This is a genomic window from Ruegeria sp. CF3 (genome assembly GCF_056537365.1).
Genome location: NZ_JBQFRK010000003.1, coordinates 567,875 through 578,039, shown reverse-complemented (window position 1 = coordinate 578,039; position 10,165 = coordinate 567,875). Strand labels below are relative to the sequence as shown.

At 56.9% G+C, this 10,165-nt stretch carries 11 protein-coding genes; 4 read left to right on the top strand and 7 right to left on the bottom strand.

Going from position 1 to position 10,165, the window contains the following annotated elements:
- Positions 1-204: 204 nt before the first annotated feature.
- From ACR0KC_RS14445 to ACR0KC_RS14430, 4 genes are read right to left on the bottom strand one after another with little or no spacing between them, the layout of a single operon-like run.
- Entirely contained in the window at positions 205-1,239 is a 1,035-nt protein-coding gene (locus ACR0KC_RS14445; protein ID WP_170391784.1) for a TRAP transporter substrate-binding protein, read from the bottom strand.
- Positions 1,240-1,290: 51 nt separating this feature from the next.
- The gene (locus ACR0KC_RS14440; RefSeq protein ID WP_170391787.1) at positions 1,291-2,610 is read right to left on the bottom strand and encodes a TRAP transporter large permease; all 1,320 of its coding nucleotides are present in this window, start codon (positions 2,608-2,610) and stop codon (positions 1,291-1,293) included.
- Positions 2,607-3,191, bottom strand: coding sequence for a TRAP transporter small permease subunit (locus tag ACR0KC_RS14435; RefSeq protein WP_170420973.1), 585 nt, complete (start codon positions 3,189-3,191; stop codon positions 2,607-2,609). The genes ACR0KC_RS14440 and ACR0KC_RS14435 overlap by 4 nt, the downstream gene beginning before the upstream one ends.
- Positions 3,188-3,979, bottom strand: coding sequence for an N-formylglutamate amidohydrolase (locus ACR0KC_RS14430; protein ID WP_480791139.1), 792 nt, complete (start codon positions 3,977-3,979; stop codon positions 3,188-3,190). Before ACR0KC_RS14430 ends, ACR0KC_RS14435 begins: the two co-directional genes overlap by 4 nt.
- Before the next feature lie 122 nt (positions 3,980-4,101).
- Between ACR0KC_RS14430 and ACR0KC_RS14425 the strand changes: the two genes are divergently transcribed.
- On the top strand, positions 4,102-4,971 hold the full coding sequence (locus tag ACR0KC_RS14425; protein WP_170391793.1) for a MurR/RpiR family transcriptional regulator: 870 nt from the start codon (positions 4,102-4,104) through the stop codon (positions 4,969-4,971).
- Between the two features lie 844 nt (positions 4,972-5,815).
- Here ACR0KC_RS14425 and ACR0KC_RS14420 read toward each other — a convergent pair.
- On the bottom strand, positions 5,816-6,490 hold the full coding sequence (locus ACR0KC_RS14420) for a TIGR04283 family arsenosugar biosynthesis glycosyltransferase (protein WP_480706611.1): 675 nt from the start codon (positions 6,488-6,490) through the stop codon (positions 5,816-5,818).
- Between the two features lie 73 nt (positions 6,491-6,563).
- Here ACR0KC_RS14420 and ygfZ point away from each other — a divergent pair, with 73 nt between their 5' ends.
- Both ygfZ and ACR0KC_RS14410 read left to right on the top strand, forming a co-directional pair.
- On the top strand, positions 6,564-7,301 hold the full coding sequence (gene ygfZ / locus ACR0KC_RS14415) for a CAF17-like 4Fe-4S cluster assembly/insertion protein YgfZ (RefSeq protein ID WP_480771981.1): 738 nt from the start codon (positions 6,564-6,566) through the stop codon (positions 7,299-7,301).
- Positions 7,302-7,407: 106 nt separating this feature from the next.
- Positions 7,408-8,343 (top strand): ABC transporter transmembrane domain-containing protein, encoded by a 936-nt coding sequence (locus ACR0KC_RS14410; RefSeq protein WP_480771980.1) that lies wholly within the window; start codon positions 7,408-7,410, stop codon positions 8,341-8,343.
- Between the two features lie 44 nt (positions 8,344-8,387).
- Here ACR0KC_RS14410 and efp read toward each other — a convergent pair whose 3' ends face one another.
- Positions 8,388-8,951: an elongation factor P gene (gene efp / locus ACR0KC_RS14405; RefSeq protein WP_170391801.1), complete on the bottom strand. Its 564-nt coding sequence runs from the start codon at positions 8,949-8,951 to the stop codon at positions 8,388-8,390.
- A 219-nt stretch (positions 8,952-9,170) separates the two neighbouring features.
- Here efp and ACR0KC_RS14400 point away from each other — a divergent pair, with 219 nt between their 5' ends.
- The gene (locus ACR0KC_RS14400; protein WP_008757056.1) at positions 9,171-9,491 is read left to right on the top strand and encodes a DUF6280 family protein; all 321 of its coding nucleotides are present in this window, start codon (positions 9,171-9,173) and stop codon (positions 9,489-9,491) included.
- Between the two features lie 73 nt (positions 9,492-9,564).
- Here the strand turns inward: ACR0KC_RS14400 and ACR0KC_RS14395 are convergent, their stop codons facing one another.
- The gene (locus ACR0KC_RS14395; protein ID WP_480706615.1) at positions 9,565-10,134 is read right to left on the bottom strand and encodes a cobalamin biosynthesis protein CobQ; all 570 of its coding nucleotides are present in this window, start codon (positions 10,132-10,134) and stop codon (positions 9,565-9,567) included.
- Positions 10,135-10,165: the final 31 nt, after the last annotated feature.

Below are 10,165 nucleotides of genomic sequence, written 5' to 3'. Positions count from 1 at the left end.
ACCCGCATGAAACCGCTTCCCCATCAAACGGCCCTGCATGTCAACCAGACAAACCAATACCGTATCAATCTCGCCAGACGAAACCTCAGCCTTCAAATGCTCAAATGTCAGCATGCAATACCTCTGTGATATGCGAGAATTTTCGACGAAAATTCTTTGTCCCTGTAACGACCGGCCCGCGAAAGAACGGGCCGGTCAAGTATTTTATCCGTAACGATAGGGCCGCCCGGCCTTGAGCATTTCGGCGTTGTAGCGCTTGAAGATATCCACGACCTTTGCCTTGGTCTCGGATTCCGCAGCAATTTCATCCCAGAATTTCACCGCAGCCTCTTCCACCGTTGCCCACTCTTCGTCCGGGATGGTCGTCAATTGCATCTTGGTGCCGTTAACCCGCAGGTTGGCCTCGCCGCCCCAATACCACCACTGGCGGTAGTAGTGCGACTGGTCACAGCAGACCTTGAACAGAGTTTGCAGATCTTCCGGTAGCTCGTTCCAGCGATCCATATTGGCAAAGAAGTGGCCGGCCCAGGCCCCCGAAATGTTGTTGGTTAGGAAGTAGTTAGTCACATCCGCCCAACCCACGGTGTAGTCTTCGGTGATGCCCGACCAGGCAATACCGTCCAACTCGCCGGTTTGAACTGCAACTTCGATGTCTTCCCAAGGCAGTGTGACGGGTACCACGCCAAACTGGCTGAGGAACCGGCCTGCTGTCGGGAAGGTGAAGATGCGTTTGCCCTTCATATCCTCCAGCGAATTGATCGGATCCTTGGTCGCAAAGTGACACGGATCCCACGCGCCGGCGCTGATGTGTTTAACGCCAACCTTCGAATACTCTTCGTCCCAGATTTCGTTCAAGCCCCACTGGTTGAACAGCACCGGTACGTCCAGCGAATAGCGCGAAGCGAACGGGAAGTAGCCGCCGAAAACAGTGACTTCGGTGGGCGAGGCCATCGAGTCATCATCCGATTGAACCGCGTCGATGGTTCCCTTCTGCATAGCGCGGAACAGCTCTCCGGTCGGGACCAGTTGATCGGCGTAGAATAGCTCGATCTGCATACGGTCACCGGCGATCTGGTTGAACATCTTAATAGCCGGGTCGATCACATGCTCGGCCAGTGCAGGACCGGCATATGTCTGCATCCGCCATGTGATCGTGCTTTGCGCCAGTGCAGGCGTTGCCAAAGGTGCCGCCGCAACCCCTACCCCCGCAGTTTTCAGAAACTTACGTCTTGTCGTCATGTCAATTTCCTCTCCGTTTAAGTTTGGGTGCCCGTGTGTCGGGCCTTCTGGTTAATTTCCGTAAACATACCCGGGCAGCCACAAGGCGATCTCGGGGAATATCATGATTATTGCGAGCGCCAGGATCATCACCCCGACAAAGGGCACGATTGAGCGGTAGATGTCGCGCAGGCTGATTTCTGGCGGAGCCATTGCGCGCATCAGGAACAGGTTGTAGCCGAAAGGCGGCGTCATATACGCGATCTGGGTGGTGATGGTGTAAAGTACACCGTACCAGATCAGATCGAAGCCAAGCGCCCCCACGAGCGGCACATAGAGCGGCGCCACGATGACGAGCATTGCGGTGTCGTCCAGGAACGTGCCCATGATGATAAAGCTGAGCTGCATCAGGATCAGGATCAGCCACGGTGACAGCCCCAACTGCTCGGTGAACAGGTTCTCGATGGCCTTGACCGCGCCCAGCCCGTCAAACACCGCGCCGAAGCCCAGCGCCGCAAGGATGATCCACATGAACATGCACGAGATGGCCAAGGTTTGCTTGGTACAGTCCTCGAAAATCTTCCACGTCATCCGACGTTTGAGGACAGACGCCACAAGCGCCGCCAACGCTCCGATGGCCGAACTTTCTACCAATGAGGTCCAACCATTCACGAACGGCAGCATCATCGCAGCGAAAATCATCAATGGCAGTGCCCCGGCCCAGAGCAGACGGAGTTTCTCGGACCTTGGGACCTCGTGCGCGTCTTCCATCGCTGGTCCCAGATGCGGTTGAAGCCGGCAACGAATCCAGATGTAGAGGATGAACAAAGACGCCATCAGCAGCCCCGGCACAATGCCTGCCAGCCAAAGTTGACCGACGGGTTGCCGCGCGATCATGGCATAAAGCACCAGAACTACCGAGGGCGGCACAAGGATGCCCAAGCTCGACCCGGCCTGAATGACCCCCGTCACCATGGTCTTGTCGTATCCGCGCCGCAGCAGTTCAGGCAGTGCAATCGTCGCCCCGATGGCCATACCTGCCACGCTAAGCCCGTTCATGGCCGAGACCAGCACCATCAGACCGATAGTGCCGATGGCAAGCCCACCGTTCACCGGCCCCATCCAGACGTGGAACATGCGATAGAGGTCATCGGCCAGACGACTTTCGCTCAGGACATAGCCCATGAAGATGAACATCGGCAGGGTCAGCAGCGGGTACCATTTCATCAGCTTCATCGCCGCCGAAAACGGAATGTCCTGCCCGCCTGTCCCCCAGAGCGCCAGTGCCGCAATGGCTGCGACGGCACCAATGGCACCAAAGACGCGCTGCCCGGTGAACAGCATCAGCATCATCGAAGCGAACATGAAGATTGCGATAAATTCCTGGCTCATGCCCGCGCTGCCCCGATCTCTTGCCCGTTGATCCGCGCAATGTCTTTGAAAAATTCTGATATCGCCTGCAGCAGCATCAGGAAGAAGCCGAAGACCATGATCGCCTTGACCGGCCAGATGTATGGCCGCCACGCGGTGGAGGATCGTTCAAGCCGTCCGACCTCTTCGCTGCCGGTCAGAAGGCCTGTGAAATAGGCGACAGGCTCATCACCCCAATAGCCCAGGCTGTACGCCGTGGATCCAAGCCCACCGTAGAACAGTACACCCAGATAAAGGATCAGCAGCAGCACCGTGAAGGCATCGAACCAGGCTTTCCGGCGATGGCTCCAATTATGGTAAAACAGATCCATTCGCACGTTCGAACCCAGTTGGATCGAATACGGCCCCCCCATGATGTAATAAGTCACCATCGCAAACTGCGCCATTTCTAGCGTCCAGAGCGAAGGCAGAAAGAAGGTCTTCGAGATCGAGGACCACAGCAGGATACCCATCATCACGAACAGGCCCCACATCATGACCCGCCCGATCCGGTAGTTCACCGCATCGACCACACGCACATATGCTGACATTGCCTTGATCATTCGCCCACCCCGCTACAGAACGGAGCAATGGTACGATTGATCCACGGGGCCAGACAATCGGCCATGACCCGCTGCTGCTCGGCTGTCTGAATCAGATCATTCCGGATCTCGATCATGACGTTCAACAATCCGTTGGGCGCTGCGTGAAGATCCAAAGTGTGCGCCACCCCGTCTGCCGCCGAATAGGGTTCGTTCAATCGAGTAACCAGGGGCAGCTCGTGCGCGGCGCTGGCCAACATCGCCTTGGCAAAGCGGGCGTCCTGGCCATGCAGCAAACCAAGCTCAACATCGCGCGGCTTTCCGCGGTATATCGGCGTGAAACTATGAACCGTCACCATGAGTTTTAGCGTGCGGTAATGACGGATCAGAACATCCTCTAGCCCTTGGCAAAACGGCACATATACGCCTTCGATCCGCTGCTGACGCGCATTGGCGCTCAGTTCAAGGTTCGCCGGGATCGGTGTGTCTTCACTGCATTCCGGCATAGCATCGGGGGCTTCGGGAGGGCGGTTGCAGTCATAAACCAGCCGCGACACCCCACCATGCACCAGCACGCCGTTCAACTGCTGGGCCAGTGCCTGAGCAACCGGCAGCGCGCCCGGGTCCCACGCGATATGGCTGCGCAGTGCCTCGGCACTTAGCCCCATATCCCCCAGTCCGTCCGGGATACGATGCGAGGCGTGTTCGCACACCACCACAACCGAAGGCTCTTCCGGCGCGTCGTCGATGTGAACGACAGGACCGAAATCAAGCTGAGCAGAGGTGAGAGTGGCGCTACGTGATTCCATTTGGAAAAAATTCCACAGAGGTTCTTAACCTGTCAATAAATTTCCTGTATAAAATTCCCCAAGTCAGATTGCATTGTCAAATTTTCCACATAAACATGGGTAGAAAGGGAAAGGAGTATTCCGTGCGAGTGACAGAAAGGCTCCTTGCGCATCGCGAAATGATGACACCGACCGAGCGGCAGTTGGTCAACGTGCTGCTGGATGATTACCCCATGGCAGGGCTTGGCAGCATAACCGAGCTGGCCAGTATCGCCTCGGTTTCCACCGCCACGGTTGCGCGGATGCTTCAGAAAACCGGCTTTGATGGCTATCCGCAGTTTCAGTCCGCGATACGCAGCGAAGTGAAAGAGATGATCTCGGGGCCCGTCGCCAAACGGGATGTCTGGCAGAATGACTTGCCTGAAGAACACATTCTCAACCGCTACTCCCGCCAAGCGCTTGAGAACCAGCGGCGTTCGATTGATGAGGTCGACCCGGATGAGTTTGACAGTTTCTGCCGTATGCTTTGCGATCCCAAACGGCGTGTTTTCATAACCGGCGGACGCATAACCGGGACCCTGGCGCAATATCTCTACCTCCACCTGCAGATGATCCGTCCTGATGTGAAGCTGCTGTCAGATGCAGCGTCGTGGACTCACGATCTGCTCGAAGTGCGCGAAGGCGATGTGCTGGTGGCCTTGGATGTGCGGCGTTATGAGAACACTACTTTGTTGATCGGGCAGCTTTGCCATGAGCGCGGGGCCGAGGTTGTCCTGCTGACGGATCAATGGCGATCCCCCATCCACCGGCTGGCGAAACACACCTTTGCGGTAAGGATCGCAGTGCCTTCGGCATGGGATTCCATGACTTCGCTAATGGTGCTATTGGAATGCGCCATTGCCGAAATGCAGGAACGTCTCTGGGACAGTGTCAAGCAGCGCACGGACGAGTTAGAGCAGGCCTTTGACCGGACGAAGCTGTTTCGCAAGTTCGGCCAAAGCTCGGGGTCCTGACGTCAGGTAGCGACGTTTCATAAGGTACAACTGCGCGTGAGCCCTGTTGTCAGACGCTGCGCAGACCGTACACTCCGGCGTATGACATTCATCGCTGAAAACCAATTACCTCTGCTGATACTGGCCTTTATGATCGGCCTGTTTGGCACAGGATTTCTTTTCCGCAAACCTGCAGGGCATCGGGCATGGAAACTGGCGGATCTGGTCTGGGTCGTATTGGGTGGGATCGGTGCACTGGTCGCCGTGTTGGCCGGTCTTTACACCTCGGACAGTTCGCGGCTGGACCGGCAGATCGACGTTGCTTATGCCGCCACGCTTGCATTCGACCGTGATGCCGCGCGGTTTCGGCTGAGGTTCTGTGACCCCGCTTACGACCCGGATACAGCTGTTTTGTGCGAAAAGGTAGAGTTTCTGTCCGCCTCAACCGCAAGCAATGCCGATTTACCGTTGTTCATCGCGGTCACGAACGAAGTAGCCCCGCTTCAAGGCCTGCATTTTCTATTCGGCCGCACGTCGAGTGATGACATGGATGAGGCCCGCGAGATGGCAGCGAAAGCGGATGCCTTCAGCATCGATCAATTTCTCGTCTTCACATCTCTGGACGATGATACACAAACCGCTATTGACAACATGCGGCGCAAGGTGCCTGCGATTGCCGGTGATTATCTGATCCTGGCCCAAAGCTATGACGATCTGATCGAACAGGTCGGCAAGCTCAAGGATGAATGGGAATATCTGCAGGCGAATGCGCATATTTTGGTACTGCAGATCATTGCCCTATGTCTGGTAAGCTTTGCTGCACCGTTCCGTCTGGGCAAATCCATCGTTGAGCTACGCACAGCTTTCAACGCCGATACGACTGCGCCAGCAGATGCGGATCAGCCCCCAGAAAGTACCGCGCCAGAGTCCAAAGGTTCCGCGCGCCCCGCCGAAACCAACCCTGACGGATATAGCGTTCCGCACTCGTAACCGCGTCCGCTTTCAACAGCACCGGGCGCGGCAACACGCGGATCAAGGCGACATCTTCCATCAGTGGCTGATCTGGGAATCCTCCGACAGAGTCATAATCCCTGCGGCGTACCAACAGCCCCTGATCGCCGTAGGGCAAACCAAACACTCTGCTACGCAGGTTGGCCCAACCAGCGACCCAGCGGGCACCAATCCCGCTGACGCGAAACCGCAATCGGAAGGCTGCTGGCCTGTGCGAACGCAGATGCTCTGCCACGATGGCGCTCCAGCCTGACTGCAACTCGGTGTCGGCATGCAGGATCAGCAGCCAGTCGCCAGATGCTTTGGCACACCCCCTTTGCAACTGCCCTCCCCTTGACGCCGGGCCTGTTACGATCATGGCTCCGGCTTCATCCGCCATCACAAGTGTTGGATCCTCTGAGCCGCCATCGGTCACGATTAACTCTCGGATCAGGCCTGAATGAAGCCCTTCCATCAAAGCCTGTAGCGTTCCCGGCAGGGAATGCCCCGCGTTAAGGGTTGGAATCACAATGCTGATCGGGGCGGACACGTCTGAAACCCTCTGGTCATGGCGGCGCGATTTCCTATATCACGAAGCCAGACGAATTGACGAGGATCAACCCATGTCCAATCGCCGCATTCTGCGCCTGACCGGCAACGATACTGATAGCTTTCTGCAGGGGCTGATCACAAATGACGTGCAGCGGCTGGACGACGGGCTGGTCTACGCCGCCCTTCTGACCCCGCAGGGCAAGTACCTGGCTGACTTCTTTCTCAAACGAGACGGTGAGTCGGTGCTGCTGGATGTGGCCGATGTGCTGGCCGACGGGCTTGCCAAACGACTGACGATGTACAAGCTGCGTGCAGATGTGACCATCGACCAGACCGACCTGAACGTACAACGCGGCACCGGCCCCGCGCCCGAGGGCGCCCTACCCGACCCACGGCATCCTGATCTGGGATGGCGCGCTTATTCTACCGCTCCGGAAGGTGATGACGGTACGGACTGGGATGCTATCCGCGTCCGTCACTGTATCCCCGAAACCAGCATCGAACTGACGCCAGACAGCTATATTCTTGAGTCCGGGTTCGAGGCGCTGAATGGCTTGGACTTCAAGAAGGGCTGCTATGTCGGACAAGAGGTCACCGCGCGCATGAAGCACAAGACTGAGTTGCGCAAAGGTCTGCGCGTTGTCGAGATCGCGGGCACCGCTCCGGTCGGGGCCGAGATTCACTCCAGTGGTAAACCCGCCGGGGTGTTGTTTACACAGTCTGGCGGAAAGGCGATCGCATACCTTCGGCTGGATCGCGCGGGGGACGACATGGAGGCGGGTGGCGCGACGCTAAAACTGCCAGGTTGATTTTGTTGCTGAACCGGCACGCCCATTTTTTTGAAACCGTTTGCGTATTTGACGCTGCCGGGCCGCGCGGTATCACTGACTGCAATTGGCCTAACGGGATACGTGCATGTTTCGCCTCTATACCGCGATATGGCGTGTCAGCGCCGGACGGCAAATCATCCTTATTCTGCTGTCATTGGCGGTGGCTGCGCTGGCGGCTGCTCCGCTTGAGTTCCAGCGCGACATCGTCAATCACCTGACATCTGATAGCATCGAAGTGGATCGCCTGCTGTTGCTGGGCACCGGGATGATGGGCGTCATCCTGTTGAGCCTCACGTTGAAATGGGTGCTCGGGTATCGCTCTGGAACGCTGGGCGAGGACATCATCCGACTGATCCGGGGACGGTTGCTTGCCCGATCAATCGATCTCAGCAAAGAGGGGCAAGACCTTCGTTCGGGCACGATGACAACGGCCGTATCTGCTGAGGCGGAAGAGCTGGGCAAGTTCGCAGGCGGTGCGTTTTCCGATCCTGTGGTGCAAATCGGCACATTGATCAGCGTGATCGGCTACATCTCTTCAACCCAACCGGGGCTGGGCTTGATCGCACTTTCCATGATCGTTCCGCAGATCATTATCGTTCTGGCCTCTCAGCGAAAAGTGAACATCTTCGTGGCCGAGCGTGTTCGAATCCTGCGCAGCGCGACCGACCGCTTGACGCACGAGGATATCGAGGCGGCATCGCGAGCGATTGAGAAACAGTTCGACGAGATATTCGAGACCCGCCGCAAGATGTTCATCTGGAAACTCTCGGCCAAGTTCCTGCTGAGTGTCATCAATGGCGCAGGGACTGTTGGGATTCTGATGCTGGGCGGCTGGCTGGTGTTGCAGGGTAAAACCGATGTCGGCACCGTCGTGGCCGCGATAAGCGGTCTCGGACGCATTCAAGGCCCGACCGCTTTCTTGATCGCGTTCTACCGTCAGGTCAGCGCCAATCGCATCAAGTACGAACTGATGCTGGAGCTGTTTGGCGATCATCCCGAGCGCTATCGCATTCGAACCTAAAAAAGGGCCGCAGAGCGACCCTTTTGCACCGAACTATCGTCCGCTTACGCGCGTTCGGAATATTCCATGGTCTCGGTATTCACTACGATCATCTCATCCTGCCCGATAAAAGGCGGCACCATGACCTTGACGCCATTGTCCAGAACCGCTGGCTTAAACGAGTTCGCCGCAGTCTGACCCTTCACAACCGGCTCGGTCTCGACGATCTTGCAGGTCACTTTTTGGGGCAGCGTGGCGTTCAGCGCCTCGCTTTCGTAAAACTCCACAACGATAGTCATGCCGTCCTGCAGAAACGGGCGGCGCTCACCCAGCAGTTCCGAAGGCAGTTCGATCTGCTCGTAGGTCTCGGAATCCATGAACACCAGCATGCCATCGGATTCGTACAGGAACTGCTGATCCTTCTGCTCAAGGCGCACGCGTTCGACTTTGTCGGCCGAACGGAAGCGTTCGTTCAGCTTTGAGCCATTGCGCAGGTTGCGCAGCTCGACCTGGGCAAAAGCTCCGCCTTTGCCGGGCTTTACGTGATCCACTTTGACCGCCGCCCACAGTCCGTCATTATGCTCAAGCACATTGCCGGGGCGAATTTCGTTCCCATTTATCTTGGGCATGACTTAAATCCTTCACAAACGGTTGATGCGTCAGTTCTCGTCCCTATATCTGGCGTGACCACACCTGACAAGACAACGAAACCTAGTGCTGCACCTGCAGCGAGCCATGCAAATGACGCAACGCAACTATGCATTTTAGGTGTATCCGAATCGCAAGTAATAGGTCATAAGGACCGTCACGCCGAAAATTGCAAGAGCAAGAAAAACAGGAAAGACGAGATGAGAGATTTCGTTGACGGCACTGCCTTTAACAACGAACAAGGCAATCGTGCACGCAAACTTTTCGCAGCCGTTGTACTGGCTGCTCTGGATGATGCCATCGCCGACGATAAGAAGTATGGCAACGGACCGGAACAAATTGCCCGTTGGGCACGTTCGCGCGATGGGCGCGAAGTACTATCGTGCGCCGGCATCGACCCCAATGAGCGGGTTGTAGGCGGGCTGATGGAATTTGTTGGACGCGGCGTACGGACGTCTGTCGCCCTGTCCCGCGAAGAAAGCGAACGCCGGAATGCGGCTCAGCAGGCCGAAGCTGCCTGATTGTTCCCCGCATCCGATTGAAAAAACGCGCCCTGACATCGGGGCGCGTTTTTCTTTGGGCTGATTGGTCAGATCAAAAATACATGATCCATTGCCACGCCACCCAAAGCTCGGCCGCCAGTAACAGCGCAAAGAACAGTTTTGCTGAAACCGACAGGCCGCGCTGCCAAAGCACCACATAGGCGGCAATGCAAATCGTCACTGAGATCGGCGCGATCCAAGCTGCATGATGTGCGCTGTCCCAATAGCTGATCGGACTGTGAAAGACCCATGAACTGATCGGCCAGAACTGTGGTCGGCCATCGCCTGCGTGCAATAAGAAATCCATCACCAAATGAAGTATCCCTGCGGATGCGCCAATGGTCAGCAGGTGCCAGCCGCGCCACAGCCCGAGTGCAAGTGCCACTCCCCACAAAATGAACGAGTTATCGATGGCGAATACGGTTTGCCACGCGGGTGAAAAGTAAAGCTGATCAAACACCACCTGTGCCGGGATGTTCAGGATGTGCAGCGAAACGCCGGCCATCAGGTATAGCGACAAATCCGGCAACAAGGACCCAAACAGAGCTGCCCATAGCGTCGCGCCCCGGGCCGGGCGCGCAAAACCAGCAGCACCGATCAAAAGATGCGCAGGCGTATTCATATGGGGCTTTTCCTTTGGCCTTAAATCAGGT